Below are 16,674 nucleotides of genomic sequence, written 5' to 3'. Positions count from 1 at the left end.
CATGCTTCGCTGCAAAGCGGTGTCCACGCAGTTCACCATCCGGGCGCGTGGCGACGCGTTCCTGTTCGGCGGCGCTGTGATACAGCGAGGCGCGGTCTGACCGTCCGGGCGCCGGCGCGCAGCTGGCCAGCCAGCCGCTCCGCGCGACGGTTGCCCGCCCGTTCCCGTGCCGCGGCGCCCGTCCGATCAGTAGGTGGCCGCCCCCTGCGGAGGCGGCGATGCATGTGGATGTCAGAAGGTGTAGCGCACCCGGGTGTAGTAGTACGCGCCGTTGCTGCCGATGGGCGACAGCACGTCGTAGGGCAGGTTGCCGAAGTAGTAGATGTCTTCGTTCGACAGGTCCGGATACTCATCGGTCAGGTTGAGGCCGCCGAGCGCCACGCTCCACTTCGAGGAGACCTTGTATTCGACTTCCGCGTCGAGCTGCCACTCGGCGCCGTAGGTCTGTTCGGGCTCGAAGCCTCCGCCGAAGTTGAACACGCGCTTGGCGCTGCCGTGACGACTCACGCGGCCCAGCAGGTTCCAGCGCTCGCTGTCCCAGTTCGCGGTGAACTGCGCGCGGGTGCGCGGGGCGGCATCGGTCAGCGTGTTGCTTTCTTCGACGCCGAACAACACGTAATCCGGGTCCAGCGCCAGCAACTGTGCGGGCGTGGCGACGAGGTTCTTCAGCTCGGTCTTCGCGTAGCTGTAGGTACCGGTCAGCAGCAGGTTGCCGCCGGCCAGGGCCTGTCGCCAGTTCGTCACCAGTTCCACGCCCTGGGTGCGGGTATCGGCGGCGTTGGTGAAGTAGCTGACGCTCTGCACGCCGGGCACGCCGAATTCCGCATCGATGAAGTCGGTCAGCGCGTCGCCGGTGATGCTCTCCGACAGCGCGACGCGGTCGTCGATCTCGATATGGAACACGTCCAGCGACAGATCGAAGTGCTCGCCGATCCGGCTGGTGAAGCCGAGGCTGGCGTTGATCGACTTTTCCGGATCCAGGTCCTGCGCGCCGAGGGCGCGCGCGATCGGATTGTTGACCGACAGCAGGCGGCCCTGGGTCAGCTGCCCGGCCGCGTTGTAGCCGGTGGAGGTGGACTCGTAGCCGATCTGGGCGAGCGAGGGCGCGCGGAAGTTGTTCGACAGCGCGCCGCGCAATGCGAATGCCGGCGCGAATTCGTAGCGGGCCGCCAGCTTGCCGGTCAGTTCGCCGCCGAAATCGCTGTAGTGCTCGTAGCGCACCGCGACATCGGTGGTCAGTTTCTCGCCGAAGCGGCTGGACAGGGCGGCATAGACGCTGGCGACATCGCGGTCGAGGTCGGCCACGTCCTGCGGCGTCAGGCCACCGCCGGCCTGCGAACCCGTCGGCCGGTCGGTGTACGGGCCGGCCGCATAGCTGGCGGGATCGCCGGCGCCGGTTTCGTATTCCTCGAGGCGGAATTCCGCACCGAACGCGAGGTCGTGGCTGGCGGTGCCGCGATCGAAGCCGCGGCTCAGGTCGAGGTTCGCCAGCGTCTGCGTGGACTCGTAGTCGCCGGTCTTGAAGCGGGTGGGGCTGGTCGGGCCGAGCGACGCATTGAGCGAATCGCGCAGGCGGTAGGTGAAGCTGTTGCTGCCACGGTTGAGGCTGGCGTCGTAAGTCCAGTCGCCCCATTGCCCGCGTACGCCGCCGACCGCAGCCACGTCCTGGTTCTCGCCCAGCGACACGGGGCGGTAGCCGTTCGGATAGACCTCCGGCCAGTTCGACACGCCGTCCGGATAGCGGAAGTAGTTCGCGCCGACGGTGTCGCGCTTGTTGTAGGTGCCGAACAGGTAGAACTCCGCCGCCTCGCCCAGCGGAATGCCGGTGTTGATCCAGGCGTTGAGGTCCTTCGAAGCGCCGTCGCCCAGGTGGTAGTTGCGCTGGCCCTGCACGGCGAGGTTCGCCGGCGTCTGGTCCCACGGCGGCACCTGGTCGAAACCGGCGCGGTTGGTGGCCTCGCGGTTCTTCAGTTCGAAACCCACGCGGAAGAAGCCGCCGTCGCCGACGGCGGTGCCGACCTTGCCCGAGAGGAAGCTGGTCTGGCCATCGGTGAGCGTCTGGCCGATCGGCTCCACGTCGGTGTGGTGCAGGCCGAAGCTCGCTTCCCAGGCGCCGCCTTCGGGGGCGTCGTCGAGGATGATGTTGACCACGCCGGCCACCGCGTCCGAGCCATATTGCGCACCCGCGCCGTCGCGCAGCACTTCGATGCGCTTGATCGCGCTCACCGGGATCGCGTTGAAGTCGACCGGCGTGGTGCCGCGGCCGATCTTCGAGCCTGTCGTCACCAGCGCGGTGGTGTGGCGGCGCTTGCCGTTGACCAGCACCAGCACCTGGTCCGGTGCGAGGCCGCGCAGCTGCGCGGCGCGCACATGGTCGGCGCCGCCGGAGTTGGACTGGCGCGGGAAGTTGAACGAAGGCAGCAGTGCCTGCAGCGCGCTGCCGAGTTCGCCGTTGAGCACGCCGGCCTTGCGGATGTCCTCGGCGGTGAGCACGTCGATCGGCGAGGTGGATTCCAGCGCCGTGCGGTCGCTGGCGCGAGTGCCGGTGACGATCACCGCATCGAGGTCGGTGGTGCCATCGGCGGGCGCCTGTTGGGCAAAGGCGGGAAGGGCGAGCGCGAACGCGATGGCGGCGCCGAGCGGCGCCACGGTCAGGCGGGGCATGGAAACTCCTGGGGGGCTGGCTTGCGGAAAAGAGGCGAAGACGACGGATGCGGTCAGCGGCAACGACAGCCGCAGCCGCCGGTCCCGCGGGGGGAGAGACCAGGAGGGACGCGGGCGGCTGCGGGTCGTGCGATCGGCATCGGGACAAGAGGTGTCGTGGGGGTCGTCGTTCCCGGTCTGTGGACGGCGCCGGGGTGACCGCACCATACCGCGCCGGTTCTCGTTCATGACCGTCGTCGACCATGGCGTGATCCCATGTCGTCATTCCCAGCGGTTATTTCGATGCGCGATGATGTCCGCCGACAGTACGCGTCCCCACAGGAGTTCCCCATGCTGTTGAGAAGTATCTTGCTGGCCACCGCGTTGCTCGCCGTGTCCGGCTGCGCCAGCGTGCGCAGTGCCGATGCACCGTCGGCGACCACATCGTCGTTGCAGGGCGATGCCCTGCGTCCCGCGCAGGCCGCGGGCTGGGTACGCAGCGAGCTGTACTTCGGCGTGGGCAAGGAGGAAGGTCCCGCCGATCGCCCGCAGGCGGAGGCGATCACCGAGGAGACCTGGCGCGCCTTCCTGGACAAGGAAGTGACGACGCGCTTCCCGGATGGCCTGACCGTCTTCGACGCGTACGGCCAGTGGCTGTTCCGCGGTGCGGGCGAACCGAACCGCCTGAAGACCAAGGTGCTGGTGATACTGCACGAGGACACGCCGCAGCGCCGCGCCGACATCGAGGCGATCCGTCTGGCGTGGAAGCAAGCGACCGGTCACCAGTCGGTGCTGTGGTCGCGCCACGCGGTGGACGTATCGTTCTGAACCCGGTGCGCCCGCCGGTCGCGCGGGCGCTTATGCTGGCGGTCTCCCGCCCTCCCCACTGATTCCCGACTCCATGACCGCATCGGCTTCTTCCGTGCGCCGCTGGTTCGTACCCGGCGACCTCAATGGCTTCTTCGGCCTGGTGGTGGACAACCTGTCCATCCTCGGTTTCATCGCCGCCGCGCTGATCGGCATCTTCCAGTTCCCGGCCGAGGTGGTGTTCACCCGCATGTTCCCGGGCACCGCGCTGGGCGTGCTGGTCGGCAACCTGATCTACACGTGGATGGCGCATCGCCTGGCGACGAAGACCGGCCGCGACGACGTCACCGCGATGCCGCTGGGCCTGGATGCGCCGACCAGCATCGGCATGGCGCTGCTGGTGCTGGGCCCGGCCTTCATCGGCTTCAAGCAGGCGGGCATGGACGAGCAGGCCGCGGCCACCGCCACCTGGCAACTCGGCATGGCCGCGCTGGTGGTGATGGGCGTGTTGAAGCTGGTGCTCTCGTTCTTCGGCGATGCGGTCACGCGCGCGGTGCCGCGTGCAGGCCTGCTGGGGTCGATCGGGGGCGCGGCGCTGACGCTGCTCGGCTTCCTGCCGCTGATCGAAACGCTGCGCCAGCCCATCGTCGGTTTCGTCACCTTCGGGCTGCTGCTGTATGTGCTGGTGGCGAAGGGCAAGCTGCCGGTGAAGCTGCCCGGCGTGCTGCTGGCCTTCATCGTCGGCACCGCGCTGTACTACGGCCTGGGTCTCGCCGGCCTGGGCGCGCCCGGCTTCAAGGTGCCCGATGCGGTGCCGCTCGCGCTGACGCTGCCGCTGCCCACGCTGGGCTGGCTCGATGGGTTGGCCTACACCGTGCCGTATCTCCCGCTGCTATTGCCGTTCGGCCTGTTAATGGTCGTCGGCGGCATCAACGTCAGCGAGAGCGCGCGCGCCGCGGGCGACGACTACCGCACGCGCGACGTGCTGCTGGCCGAAGCGGTCTCCACGCTGGTCGCCGGCGTCTGCGGCGGCGTCGCGCAGACCACGCCGTACATCGGTCAGCCCGCGTACAAGCACATGGGCGCGCGCAAGGGCTACACGCTGCTGACGGGAATCTTCATCGGCCTCGGCGGTGTGCTCGGCTACGTGTCGGGCCTAGTGCAGTGGCTGCCGGTGGCGGTGCTGGCGCCGATCATCGTCTACGTGGGCCTGGACATCACCGTGCAGGCGTTCACGGAAACCCCGCGCAAGCACGCCATCGCCGTGGCGCTGGGCTTCCTGCCGTCGGTGGCGTATCTGCTGACGATCAAGTTCGGCAACCCGGCGTGGATCGCGCCCGACCACTTCGCCGGCCTGTACGAAGGCGTCGACGGGCACGGGCTGCCGGACCTGGCCACCATCGTCACCCTGGGCAACGGCTTCATCATCACCGCGATGATCTGGACCACCGCGCTGGTGGCGATGATCGACGGCCGCAACGGCCGTGCGGTCGTCGCGCTGCTGGTCGGCGCGGTGCTGACGTTGTTCGGCATCATCCACTCGGTCGATCCGCGCGGCGGCATCTACCTGCCGTGGGACGTCGAAGGCCTGCGCGCGACCATCCTGTGGCAGTTCGCGGGCGCGTATGCCGCGCTGGCGGTGTTGCTGGGTCTGCTGTCCCTGCAGAAGAAGCCGTAGGGCGGGCCTTGGCCCGCCGGTTCGAAAGGCGCGCAGACGGTGGGCCAAGGCCCACCCTACGTGAATCCGGGTCTCAGCAGGTCTTGAAACACCGGCGCTTAACCGCATCTGGGTAGCATCGGCTGGCGTTCGCCGGCCCCCACTTCCCCTGAGGTTCTTCCGATGCGGATGGACAAACTTACCTCGCGTTTCCAGCAGGCGCTGGCCGACGCGCAGTCGCTGGCCGTGGGCCGCGACCACACCATGATCGAACCGGTGCACGTGCTCACCGCGCTGCTCGAGCAGCAGGGCGGCAGCACGCGCCCGCTGCTGTCGCAGGCCGGCGTCAACGTGCCCGTGCTGCGCGAGCGGCTGGGCGAAGCGCTCGACAAGCTGCCCAAGGTGACCGGCCAGGCCGGCAACTTGTCCATCGGCAACGACCTGGCGCGCTTGCTCAACGTGACCGACAAGCTGGCGCAGGACAGCGGCGATACCTACATCGCCAGCGAATGGTTCCTGCTGGCCGCGCTGGACGACAGCGGTGCCGCGGGCCAGGAGCTGAAGGCCAGCGGCGCCGACAAGCAGAAACTGCGCGCCGCCATCGAGCGCCTGCGGGGCGGCGAGAAGGTGCAGTCCGAGAACGCCGAGGACCAGCGTCAGGCGCTGGAGAAGTACACCATCGACCTGACGGAGCGCGCCGAGATCGGCAAGCTGGACCCGGTGATCGGCCGCGACGAGGAAATCCGCCGCACCATCCAGGTCCTGCAGCGCCGCACCAAGAACAACCCGGTGCTGATCGGCGAGCCCGGCGTCGGCAAGACCGCCATCGTCGAAGGCCTGGCCCAGCGCATCGTCAACGGCGAGGTGCCGGAAGGCCTGCGCGGCAAGCGCGTGCTGTCGCTCGACATGGGCGCACTGATCGCCGGTGCCAAGTTCCGCGGCGAGTTCGAGGAACGCCTGAAGGGCGTGCTGAACGACCTGGCCAAGAACGAAGGCCAGATCATCCTCTTCATCGACGAGCTGCATACGATGGTCGGCGCGGGCAAGGCCGAGGGCTCGATGGATGCCGGCAACATGCTGAAGCCCGCGCTGGCGCGCGGCGAACTGCACTGCATCGGCGCGACCACGCTGGACGAGTACCGCAAGTACGTGGAGAAGGACGCCGCGCTGGAGCGCCGCTTCCAGAAGGTGTTCGTCGGCGAGCCGAGCGTGGAGGACACGATCGCCATCCTGCGCGGCCTCAAGGAAAAGTACGCCGTGCACCACGGTGTCGAGATCACCGACCCGGCCATCGTCGCCGCCGCGCAGCTGAGCCACCGCTACATCGCCGACCGCCAGCTGCCGGACAAGGCCATCGACCTGATGGACGAGGCCGCCAGCCGCATCCGCATGGAGATCGACTCCAAGCCGGAGGAGATGGACCGGATGGAGCGGCGGCTGATCCAGCTCAAGATCCAGCGCGAGGCGCTGAAGAAGGAGAAGGACGCGCAGTCGAAGCAGCGCCTGGCCGATCTGGAAACCGAGATCGAATCGCTGCAGCGCGAGTTCAACGATCTCGAGGAAATCTGGAAGGCCGAGAAGGCCACGCTGACCGGTGCGACGAAGATCAAGGAGCAGATCGAGCGCGCGAAGCTGGAGCTCGAGGCCGCACAGCGCAAGCAGGACTATGCGCGCATGAGCGAGCTGCAGTACGGCCAGCTGCCGGAGTTGGAGAAGCAGCTGTCGGCCGCGCAGGAGGCCGAGCAGAAGGGCTTCCGCCTGCTGCAGGACAAGGTCACCGACGAGGAGATCGCGGAGGTCGTCAGCCGCTGGACCGGCATCCCGGTCAGCAAGATGCTGGAGGGCGAGCGCGAGAAGCTGCTGCAGATGGAGCAGTCGCTGCGCGGCCGCGTGATCGGCCAGGAAGAGGCGATCAAGGTCGTATCCGACGCGGTGCGCCGTTCGCGCGCCGGCATTTCCGATCCCGACCGTCCGAGCGGCTCGTTCCTGTTCCTCGGCCCGACCGGCGTGGGCAAGACCGAACTGTGCAAAGCGCTGGCCGAGTTCCTGTTCGACAGCAGCGACGCGATGGTCCGCATCGACATGAGCGAGTTCATGGAGAAGCATGCGGTGAGCCGCCTGGTCGGTGCACCCCCGGGCTACGTAGGCTACGAGGAGGGTGGCTACCTGACGGAAGCCGTGCGTCGTCGTCCCTACAGCGTGATCCTGCTGGATGAGGTCGAGAAGGCGCACCCGGACGTGTTCAACATCCTGCTGCAGGTGCTGGACGACGGTCGCCTGACCGACGGGCAGGGGCGCACGGTGGACTTCCGCAACACGGTCATCGTGATGACGTCCAACCTGGGTTCCAGCCTGATCCAGGAGCTGTCGGACGACACGCCCGAGAGCTACACGCAGATGAAGGCGGCGGTGATGGGCGTGGTGCAGGCGCACTTCCGGCCCGAGTTCATCAACCGGCTGGACGACATCGTCGTGTTCCATCCGCTCGACAAGGCGCAGATCCGCGAGATCGCGCGTATCCAGACGCGTTACCTCGCCAAGCGCCTGGCCGAACGCCAGATCGTGCTGGAGCTGGACGACTCGGCGCTGATGCTGCTGGGCAACGTGGGCTTCGACCCGGTGTATGGCGCGCGCCCGTTGAAGCGCGCGATCCAGGCGCAGCTGGAGAACCCGCTGGCGCAGAAGATCCTGTCGGGCGAGTTCGGCCCGGGCGACAGCGTGCGTGTGCATGCCGCGGGCGGACATCTGCAGTTCGATCGCGCAGCACGCTGAAGCGGTGATCACCGGTGGGCCGACGAACGGTCCGCCGGCCTGCTTGGGTAATGCGTGAAGTGGCTGCGGCGCGCTGCAGCACTCCCCGCTCTTGCGTTTCCGTGTCAGGATGCACGGCGCCGGGGGGAGGCAACACACAGGATCCGCATGCATGGGTGACCACGCCGACAGCCAGGCGCGTGGCCTGGGCGTCAGCACGAGAGTGCTGTTGCTCGGCGGACTGTGCCTGTTGCTGCAGCAGGTGCCGGTCAGCTACCGCATCGACTTTTTCGGACAGCAGTCCGACGCATCGCTGATCCACCTTCATGCCGGCCTGCTGCTCGCGATTGCCATGCTCGAGCGCGATCGCCGCGTGGTCGCCGGATGCTTCCTGCTGACGTTCGCGGGCTGGACGGTGCGCCAGCTCCATTTCGATGCCTGGCAGCCGAGTCTGATATTGGCCTGGGGTGCCGCCAGCTACCTCTTCACATTCGGCTGGAGCCTGCTCTGCGCCCACTGGACCGGGTGGCCGCGCGAGCCGGGCCAGCGCGTGCAACGGCGCGACCTGATTCGCTTCGCCGCGATCGGCCTGCTGCTGTATCCGCTGGCGCTCGCGTTGGTGGGTTTCAGCATCGCCACGGTCTCCACCTCCACTGCGGCGGTGAGCACCGTCTTCCAGATGTTCTTCGCCAAGCAGTTCGGCGTGGCCGTGGTGACGCTGCCGCTGGTGGTGGCGTGGCGTGAACGCGGGCATCCCGCGCCGCGCATGGATGCGGCCTCGCACTGGTTATGGCCCATCGCATTGGGGGCGGGCCTTGCGGCCAGTGTGTGGGCGGCGGTGCTGGTGCGCCGCGCCTTCAACACCGGCGTGGCGGCACCCGAGCTGGTGCTGATGGACTACCGCTTCGCCCTGTTGCTGGTCCTCGGCTGGGGCATGCTGCGGCTGTCGTCGCGCTGGGCGATGGCAGCGCTGTCGTTGACCCTGTTGCTGTTGGTGGGGATGGTGGCGGGTACGGCGGAGTACGCCAACAGCGCGGTGGGCTTCTTCAACCTGCTGCACATCACGCTGGAAGTGAACATCCTGCTGCTGGCGATGATGTACCTGTGGCTGACCCATCGCGACCGCTACGAGTTGGCCGAGCGCCTGTCGGCCGAAACCTTGCGCGACCAGATCACCGGCCTGCCCAACCTCAAGGCGCTGCGTGAGCGCGTGGCGAAGCCGTTGTCGCGCACCGAGCTCGGCTACCTGCTGCTCGACCAGACCGATACGCTGGTGGCGGGCTTCGGCCTGGATACGCAGGCGCAAGCGATGAACGCCGTGGCTCGCCGGCTGGAGGACCAGGTCGAAACCTATTACGTGGGCACCGGCCAGTTCGCGCTTCTGCCCAAGCCCGGCGGCGATCCCGATCTGTGGGAACGCGTGATGGCGCGCGTCGAACACGCCGAAATCGATGTGGGCGGCCAGCCCATCCGGTTGCTGCCGTATCTGGGCGTGGCCGCCTTCAACGGCACCCAGGCGAGCGTGGTGGACAATGCCGTGGTCACCGCGTCGCACCTCGCCTTCGAGGCGCGCCACCATGGCGAACTGCGCCCGCGCTATAGCGATGTCGGCGACACCCAGATGCGGCGTTCGCATCGCCGCCAGTTGCACGATGCCACCGAAGCGCTAGCCAGCCTGCGCAACGAACGCGTGGTGCTGTACTTCCAGCCGATCCGCGACCTGGCGTCGGGCGGCGACGCCGATCCGCGCGCGCTGAGCGGCGAGGTGCTGTGCCGGTTGCTGGACGAACGCGGCGAGATCATGTCGCCGGCCCGCTTCATGGCGCCGCTCGAGGCGGCGGGTCGTGGCGCCGAGCTCGACCTGGCGGTGGTGCGCGCGCTGTTCCGCTTGCTGCGCAAGTCGCCGTCGGCGCTGCCGCACTGCCGGGAGATCGCGATCAATCTCACCGGACAGAGCCTGGCCTCGATGAGCTTCCAGGTGGAACTGCGCACGTTGCTGGCGGGCTCGCCGTTGCCGATGAATGCGCTGTGCTTCGAGGTCACCGAGACCGCGGCCATTTCCAACACCGCGGCGGCCAGCCACCTGCTGGCTGACCTGCGTGCGCTGGGTTGCCGGATCGCCATCGACGACTTCGGTACCGGCATGCAGAGCTTCGCGCGGCTGCGCGAACTGCCGGTGGACGTCATCAAGATCGACGGCTCGTTCGTACGCAACGTGGCGCAGCTGGGTAAGGACTATGCGGTGGTGCAGGCATCGGTGGCCGTCGCGAGGGCATTCGGTGCGGAGACCGTGGCCGAGTTCGTCGAAGACGAAGACACCGAATACTGCCTGCGCAAGATCGGCGTGCAGCGCGTGCAGGGCTATCTGTACGGCGCGCCGCGACCGTTGTCCGAAGTGCTCGCCGAAACCACGGCCGAGGCGGCCGCGTCCGGGGAGTAGCCCGCGGGATCAGCCCGCGGGGCGCTGCGGGCGGTAAGGCGGGGTGGACATGACCATTTCCGCCAGCGAGAACGCCAGTTCGCGTTCGGCGAGCACCGCGCCGTCGGCACCGTGTTCCAGCAAGTGCTTCACTTCGCCCTCGCTGTGGGCGCGCGCCAGCAGCGTCAGTGAGGGATTGATCGCGCGCAGCTTCGCCAGTGCTTCGCCGGCTTCCAGCGGCTGCGGGATCGCCAGCACGGCGATCTTCGCGCGCTCCGGATGCGCTTCGGCCAGCACGCGGTCGGCGGCGGCGCTGCCACGGATCGCGGGAATGCCGGCATCGTGCGCACGCGCGACATGGTCGCCGTTGTCGTCGATGACGATCAACGGCACGCCACGGTCGCGCAGGACGCGCGCCAGTTCGCTGCCCACGCGGCCGTAGCCGATGATGATGGCGTGGTCGTTGACGTCCAGCGACGGGCCGGGCGGCGCTTCGGGTTCGGCGGGCAGCGGCGCCAGGGCTTCCTGTTTCTTCTGCCAGCGGTCCAGCCACGAGAACAGGAACGGGTTGGCGATGATCGACAGCAGCGAGCCGGCGAGGATCAGGTCACGGCCATCCGGCGGCAGGATCTTCAGCGACACGCCCAATGCGGCGAGAATGAACGAGAACTCGCCGATCTGCGCCAGGCTAACCGAGATCGTCAACGCCGTGCCGGTCGGATGTTTGAACGCGCGCACGATGAAGAACGCCGCCAGCGACTTGCCGATGACGATGATCCCGAACGTGGCCAGCACCTGCCACGGATGCGCCAGCAGGATCGCGGGGTTGAAGAGCATGCCCACCGAGACGAAGAACAGCACCGCGAACGCGTCGCGCAGCGGCAGCGAGTCGTTGGCGGCCTTGTGGCTGAGCTCCGATTCGTTGAGCAGCATGCCGGCGAAGAAGGCACCCAGCGCGAACGACACGCCGAACAGCGTGGCCGAGCCGAACGCCACGCCCAGCGCGATCGCCAGCACGGACAGGGTGAATAGCTCGCGCGAACCGGTGGCGGCGATCTTCTCCAGCGTCCACGGGATCACCCGCCGCCCCACCAGCAGCATGAAGGCGACGAACGCGCCGAGCTTGATGAGCGTCCACGCGATCGCGACGATGAAGCCACCGAAGGTCGCTTTCTCGCCACCGTTCTCCGGGCCGAACGTGGAGGCCAGCACCGGTAGCATGACCAGCGCCAGCACCATCACCAGGTCTTCGACGATCAGCCAGCCCACCGCGATCCGGCCGCGCTTCGTTTCGAGCAAGCGACGCTCCTCCATCGCGCGCAACAGCACCACGGTGCTCGCCACCGACAGGGCCAGGCCGAACACGAACCCGTTGAGGGGTGTCCAGCCCATGCCCCACGCCAGTGCCCAGCCCAGCCCGGTCGCGACCACGATCTGCGCGATGGCGCCGGGAATGGCGATCGCCTTGACCTCCAGCAGGTCCTCCAGCGAGAAGTGCAGGCCCACGCCGAACATCAGCAGCATCACGCCCAGTTCCGACAACTGGTTGGCCAATTCCTGGTCGGCGACGAAGCCCGGCGTGAACGGCCCGACGAAGATGCCTGCGATGAGATAACCGACCAGCGGCGAGAAGCGCAGTTTGTGCGCAAGCGCGCCCAGCACGAAGGCCAGGGCGAGGCCTACCGCGATGATGTTGATCAGGTCGGTGTCATGGTGCATCGAATGGCGCGGTTCCTCGGCGTGATCCGTCGAGTGTCGCCGATGCGGCGGCCATGCCGCAAACCGGAGCGGATGCGTCGTCGCGACGGTGGAGGCCCGCCATAACGAAAACGCCCCGCACGTGGCGGGGCGTTTCGTGTCGGACAGCGCAGTCGGTTACCAGGTGTACGCGATCCTGCCGTACACGTAGGCCCCGTTGAAGCCGAACGGCGCGCTGGTGGGGTAGGGTAGGTAGATATGGGCGGCTTTGCTGGCCGCGAACGAATCCGGCTACTCGTCGGTGACCCAGAGCGCTGCCCGCGATACTGGCCATTGGTGTCAGGACAAGCGGAACAGGCGCGCCAAGCGTTTGTGTGAGAGCAGTCGCAAAGTCATCGAAGCCTCACGATTACTTGCCAAGGGTTTTCCGATATTCCACGACGGGAAGGCCACCAACTCCCCAATCCTCCATATCGACTTCATTGATGACGACGAAGGTGGTCGCCGGGCTTTTGTCCAGCACGCTCACCAGAAGGTCGGTCACTCCCCTAATAAGTTCGGCCTTCTGTTCTGGCGTCACGCCTTCGCGCGTGATCTTGATGCTCACATACGGCATGTCTTTCGCTCCCTATGGCTGGCGTTCGATGATCTGAAAGACCTTGGCGATAATCCGCCACTGGCCTTCTGTGCGTACCAAGGTGAGGAAATCGACGAAGTCGCGGTTGCCTATCGAACAGCGCACACGGGCGATAGCGGTGTTCTCGCCCGCAAGATCAATGGCGTCGATATGATCGCCCCGCACCTCGTTGCGCGAAGCCGGCGACTGGCGGGCCGCGACGACCGGCACATATTCTTCCATGGTGCGATAAAGCAGCGGCGTCTCGTCGGCGGTGGCATAGATCGCCTTGGGGTGAAAGACGCTCTTAAGCTTGTCGACATCGCAGAAATAGAGTGTGTCGAAGTAGTTCTGAAGGACGTCGCAGATGTCGTTAAAGGCTTGGGTCATGCCGCGACCTCATCCGTAACAAGTCCTTCCTGGCGCATGGCATCACGAACGGACGGACGGATCCCAATGCGAGCCACATACGCCGCGACATGCGGCCAGTGAGCTAGATCGAACCCAACGAAGCCCGACCAGTTCAGGACGACGAACAAATAAGCGTCCGCCACCGTGAAGCTGTCGCCCACGATGAACTGTCTGCCATCAGCAAGGCCGCGCTCCACATCGCCTACGCGCCGGGAAAGGCGAAGCTCGGCTTCTTCCCTTTCCGGCCTTTCGCGCGGGCGCCCCCGAAAATAAGGTCCGAACGCCTTGTGCAGTTCGGATGAGGTGAAGTTGAGCCATTCCTGTAGACGCGCGCGCTCCAGAGTGCCGTAGGCAGGTGCGAGACGCGATTCGGGATGGGTGTCGGCGAGAAATTGAAGGATTGCCGGATTCTCGGAAAGGACGACACCATCGTCGAGTTCGAGAGCCGGCACATAACCCTTGGGATTGACGGCACGGTAGTCGGCGCCGCTCTCGGTCAAGCCGGCCTCGGTATCAACCCTGCTGGCGTCGTAGGTCAGCCCGATCTCGGTGAGTACTATCCGCGATGACAGCGAGCAGGCGCCGGGTTTGAAATAGAGCCGCATGGCAGCTTCCTTGGTGATGAGAGTGGCCAGACTCTATTGAGCGGAGTAACCCATGTAAACCAGATTTCGATAGGTTACTTAATATTTAGGTTTCCCCGTAGTAACCTAGTGCACTCATGAGCCTTAAAGTCCGCAAGAACCGAAGCGCGCCGCCACCGCAGACCTGCGCGCTGACCGAGTGCATGGCGATCATTGCGGGAGCTTGGGCACCGAACGTGATCTGGCATCTGCGCGCTGGTCCACGGCGCTTCAACGAATTGCGCGTCGATATCCCTCCGATTTCAGCCAAGGTGTTGTCGCAACGGCTCCGTGAACTTGAAAGCCGTCGTGTCATCACACGCACCATCCAGCCCACGAATCCGCCTTCGGTGGAATATGCCCTTACGCCGCTCGGCCAAGAACTAGTGCCGGCCTTGGACGCCATCGTCGAGGTCGGCCACAAGCTCAAGGCTATGGCGCCGCAAGGTTTGAGCGGCGGCTAAAAACGTATCTGACACTGCCAGTGTCGCAGTCAATTGCGGGAGCAGATCGCTGCGAAAGAGGGTTCGGTGCTGGAGTCGTGATGAAATGAAAAACCCCGGCGGATGCCGGGGTTCTTGCGCAGCGGAACGATGGCTGGGATTCACCACGTGTAGGCGACGCGTCCGTACACGTAGGCCCCGTTGAAGCCGAACGGCGACTGGCTGCTGTACGGGAACTGGCCGCTGTTGGCGTTCGGGAAGATCGTGCGGTCGGGGTACTCGTCCAACAGGTTGTCCGCGCCCAGCGTGAAGGCCCAGTTCTCGGTCGGGCGGAAGCGCGCCGAGGCATCGAACACCCACTTCGCGCCGTAGGTCTGGTCGTTGGCGAAGTTGCCGGTTTCGCTGATCCGGCTGGTGAACTCGCCATAGCGCGTGGCGCCCACGTTGAAGTCCCAGCGCGCCAGGTTCCAGGCTGCGGTCAGCGTGGTCTTGTTGCGCGGATAGCCTTCCTCGATGCGGCCCTGTTCGTCGCGGCCGATGCGCCAGAGGTTCGCGCCGAGGGCGGTGAGTTCCGGCGGATTCGGCGCGATGCGCTCAATCTCGGTCTTGTTGTAGTTGTGGCCGGCGGTGAGGTTCAGGCTGCTGTTGGCCAGCGGGATGGTGTACTGCGCGATCACGTCGATGCCGCGCGTGCGGGTGTCGGCCGCATTGGTGAAGTAGCGCGCGCTGGTGACGCCGTTGACGCCCAGGCTCGCGAGCAGCGCCTGTGCGGCGGCATTGCTGCCGAGGATCAGGTTCGAGGACAGCACGATGCGGTCGTCGACATCGATCTGGTAGGCGTCGATGGTGACGTACAGGCGGTCCACCGGCTGCAGCACCAGGCCCAGGCCGTACGACAGCGAGGTTTCGGCGGTCAGCGGGTCCGCGCCCAATGCCTGGGCGACGGCGCTGGTGGCGGGGAAGGTGCCCGACTCGAAGAAGCGGTCCAGGCTCGCGTTGTACTGCGAGGTCACCACTTGGTAGTACTGCTGCGCCAATGCCGGTGCGCGGAAGCCGCTGGCCACGGTGGCGCGCAACGCAACCGCGTCGCTGAAGGCGTAGCGCGCCGACAGCTTGCCCGACACTTCGCTGCCGAAGTCCGAGTAGTCCTCGTAGCGGCCGGCGATGCCGGCGGAGAACTTCTCGGTCAGATCAGCTTCCAGGCCGACGTAGGCGGCGTAGCTGTCGCGGTCGGAATGCACCGCGTTCGACGGGGTGAAGCCGCCGAAGCCCTGCGCGCCGCCGTTGGTGTAGGAGTTCGCTTCACCCGGGGACTGGTTCCACTTCTCGCGGCGGTATTCCGCACCGAAGGACAGCGTGGCGGGGTAGGCGAGGCCGATCTCAAGCGGCTTGCTGATGTCGGCGTTGAGCACGTTCTGGGTGTACTCCAGCGCGCCATCGTAGAAGCGGTGCGGACTGGTCGCGCCCAGACTGTAGTTGATGCTGTTCTGGGTGTAGAACTTGAGGTGGTTGTAGCCGTAGTTGTAGCTGACGTCCCACTTCCAGCCGCTCTCGGTGTCGCCCTTGACGCCAGCCACCAGCGAGCGGTCCTGCGAAAGCTGGTTGATCTCCGGCACGTAGCCGTTGGGGTAGACCTGTGCCAGCAGCGCGCCCTGGCTGCTGTGATTGGGCGAGCGGTAGAACGCGAACGAGGTGATGTCGCGGTTGCTGGCAATCGCCGTGGCGTAGGCGCTCACGTTGTCGCTGAATTCGAAGCCGGCATTGGCCGACACCGCGCCGGCATCGACCTTGGGGTCGCCGTAGACGTAGGCCACTTCGCCGATGTCAGGGTTGTTGCCGGTGTTCGGCGCAGTGCCCTGGTACGGGCCTGCGCGGTTGGTTTCGTCCTGGGTCGTCAGCTGGCCGGCCACATGCACGAACCCACGACCTTCGCCGAAGGACACGCCGGTATCGCCGGAGAGCTGATACTGGCGTCCGTCGCCCGCGGAATACCCGCCCACGTCCGCCACCAGCGAACCGCCCTTGCCGGCGCCCTTGAGCACCACGTTGACCACGCCGGCGATGGCGTCGGAACCGTACTGTGCCGAGGCGCCGTCGCGCAGCACTTCGACGCGCTCGATCGCCGAGACCGGGATCGCGTTGAGGTCCACGGCCGAGGAGCCGCGCCCGATCGTGCCGTTGACGTTGACCAGCGCCGAGATATGGCGGCGCTTGCCATTGACCAGGATCAGCACCTGGTCCGGCGACAGGCCGCGCAGCTGCGCCGGGCGCACGCCGCTGGTGCCATCGGTGACGGCGGGCCGAGGGAAGTTGAGTGAGGGCAGGGCGCGTGCGAGCGCGGTGGCCAACTCGGTGGTGCCGGTGGCCTGCAGGGCCTCGGGCGTGATGATGTCGATGGGCGACTGCGATTCGGCGACCGTGCGATCGGACACGCGAGTACCGGTGACGATCAAGGTATCGAGGGTGCGGGCGTCGGTGGGGGCCGATTCCTGCGCCAGGACGGCGGGGGCCACCAGGGCCAGGCTGATGGCGAGAGCAAGGGGCGACAGCGAGCGGGTCATGGGGGAGCTCCGGGGAAGGACTGCGAAGTGAGGCTGCAAATGGAT

11 protein-coding genes are annotated in these 16,674 nt (G+C 66.7%); 5 read left to right on the top strand and 6 right to left on the bottom strand.

What is annotated here, in order from left to right; translation table 11 throughout:
- Positions 1 to 231: 231 nt before the first annotated feature.
- Complete coding sequence (locus BM365_RS06670) at positions 232 to 2,664, bottom strand: TonB-dependent receptor plug domain-containing protein (RefSeq protein WP_093487682.1); 2,433 nt, start codon at positions 2,662 to 2,664, stop codon at positions 232 to 234.
- 330 nt (positions 2,665 to 2,994) lie between these two features.
- Between BM365_RS06670 and BM365_RS06665 the strand changes: the two genes are divergently transcribed.
- The 4 genes from BM365_RS06665 (at position 2,995) to BM365_RS06650 (ending at position 10,298) form a co-directional block, all read left to right on the top strand.
- The gene (locus BM365_RS06665; RefSeq protein ID WP_093489537.1) at positions 2,995 to 3,471 is read left to right on the top strand and encodes a DUF3574 domain-containing protein; all 477 of its coding nucleotides are present in this window, start codon (positions 2,995 to 2,997) and stop codon (positions 3,469 to 3,471) included.
- 73 nt (positions 3,472 to 3,544) lie between these two features.
- Positions 3,545 to 5,128 (top strand): hypothetical protein, encoded by a 1,584-nt coding sequence (locus BM365_RS06660; protein WP_093487680.1) that lies wholly within the window; start codon positions 3,545 to 3,547, stop codon positions 5,126 to 5,128.
- 162 nt (positions 5,129 to 5,290) lie between these two features.
- Positions 5,291 to 7,879 (top strand): ATP-dependent chaperone ClpB, encoded by a 2,589-nt coding sequence (clpB, locus tag BM365_RS06655; protein WP_093487678.1) that lies wholly within the window; start codon positions 5,291 to 5,293, stop codon positions 7,877 to 7,879.
- 151 nt (positions 7,880 to 8,030) lie between these two features.
- Entirely contained in the window at positions 8,031 to 10,298 is a 2,268-nt protein-coding gene (locus tag BM365_RS06650; protein WP_158253441.1) for an EAL domain-containing protein, read from the top strand.
- Positions 10,299 to 10,307: 9 nt separating this feature from the next.
- Here BM365_RS06650 and ybaL read toward each other — a convergent pair whose 3' ends face one another.
- From ybaL to gstA, 4 genes are all read right to left on the bottom strand, one after another.
- Positions 10,308 to 11,996: a YbaL family putative K(+) efflux transporter gene (gene ybaL / locus BM365_RS06645; protein WP_093487674.1), complete on the bottom strand. Its 1,689-nt coding sequence runs from the start codon at positions 11,994 to 11,996 to the stop codon at positions 10,308 to 10,310.
- Between the two features lie 388 nt (positions 11,997 to 12,384).
- Complete coding sequence (locus tag BM365_RS06640) at positions 12,385 to 12,591, bottom strand: tautomerase family protein (protein ID WP_093487672.1); 207 nt, start codon at positions 12,589 to 12,591, stop codon at positions 12,385 to 12,387.
- Between the two features lie 12 nt (positions 12,592 to 12,603).
- Entirely contained in the window at positions 12,604 to 12,981 is a 378-nt protein-coding gene (locus tag BM365_RS06635) for a nuclear transport factor 2 family protein (RefSeq protein ID WP_093487670.1), read from the bottom strand.
- Positions 12,978 to 13,607, bottom strand: a complete 630-nt coding sequence (gstA, locus tag BM365_RS06630; protein ID WP_093487668.1) for a glutathione transferase GstA — start codon at positions 13,605 to 13,607, stop codon at positions 12,978 to 12,980. The genes BM365_RS06635 and gstA overlap by 4 nt, the downstream gene beginning before the upstream one ends.
- A 116-nt stretch (positions 13,608 to 13,723) precedes the next feature.
- Between gstA and BM365_RS06625 the strand changes: the two genes are divergently transcribed.
- Positions 13,724 to 14,089: a winged helix-turn-helix transcriptional regulator gene (locus BM365_RS06625; protein WP_093487666.1), complete on the top strand. Its 366-nt coding sequence runs from the start codon at positions 13,724 to 13,726 to the stop codon at positions 14,087 to 14,089.
- A 140-nt stretch (positions 14,090 to 14,229) separates the two neighbouring features.
- Here BM365_RS06625 and BM365_RS06620 read toward each other — a convergent pair whose 3' ends face one another.
- On the bottom strand, positions 14,230 to 16,629 hold the full coding sequence (locus BM365_RS06620) for a TonB-dependent receptor plug domain-containing protein (RefSeq protein ID WP_093487664.1): 2,400 nt from the start codon (positions 16,627 to 16,629) through the stop codon (positions 14,230 to 14,232).
- Positions 16,630 to 16,674: the final 45 nt, after the last annotated feature.

This window comes from Pseudoxanthomonas sp. YR558, assembly GCF_900116385.1.
Lineage (GTDB): Bacteria > Pseudomonadota > Gammaproteobacteria > Xanthomonadales > Xanthomonadaceae > Pseudoxanthomonas_A.
The sequence above is the reverse complement of the archived record's forward strand: the minus strand, read 5'-3'. Positions and strand labels throughout refer to the sequence as shown.

Bases quoted from the DNA above. Each gene is read 5' to 3' on its own strand.
- BM365_RS06650 (WP_158253441.1), top strand. From the start codon at position 8,031: ATGGGTGACCACGCCGACAGCCAGGCGCGTGGCCTGGGCGTCAGCACG.
- BM365_RS06665 (WP_093489537.1), top strand. From the start codon at position 2,995: ATGCTGTTGAGAAGTATCTTGCTGGCCACCGCGTTGCTCGCCGTGTCC.
- clpB (WP_093487678.1), top strand. From the start codon at position 5,291: ATGCGGATGGACAAACTTACCTCGCGTTTCCAGCAGGCGCTGGCCGAC.
- BM365_RS06620 (WP_093487664.1), bottom strand. From the start codon at position 16,629: ATGACCCGCTCGCTGTCGCCCCTTGCTCTCGCCATCAGCCTGGCCCTG.
- BM365_RS06670 (WP_093487682.1), bottom strand. From the start codon at position 2,664: ATGCCCCGCCTGACCGTGGCGCCGCTCGGCGCCGCCATCGCGTTCGCG.
- BM365_RS06635 (WP_093487670.1), bottom strand. From the start codon at position 12,981: ATGACCCAAGCCTTTAACGACATCTGCGACGTCCTTCAGAACTACTTC.
- BM365_RS06625 (WP_093487666.1), top strand. From the start codon at position 13,724: ATGAGCCTTAAAGTCCGCAAGAACCGAAGCGCGCCGCCACCGCAGACC.
- gstA (WP_093487668.1), bottom strand. From the start codon at position 13,607: ATGCGGCTCTATTTCAAACCCGGCGCCTGCTCGCTGTCATCGCGGATA.
- BM365_RS06640 (WP_093487672.1), bottom strand. From the start codon at position 12,591: ATGCCGTATGTGAGCATCAAGATCACGCGCGAAGGCGTGACGCCAGAA.
- ybaL (WP_093487674.1), bottom strand. From the start codon at position 11,996: ATGCACCATGACACCGACCTGATCAACATCATCGCGGTAGGCCTCGCC.
- BM365_RS06660 (WP_093487680.1), top strand. From the start codon at position 3,545: ATGACCGCATCGGCTTCTTCCGTGCGCCGCTGGTTCGTACCCGGCGAC.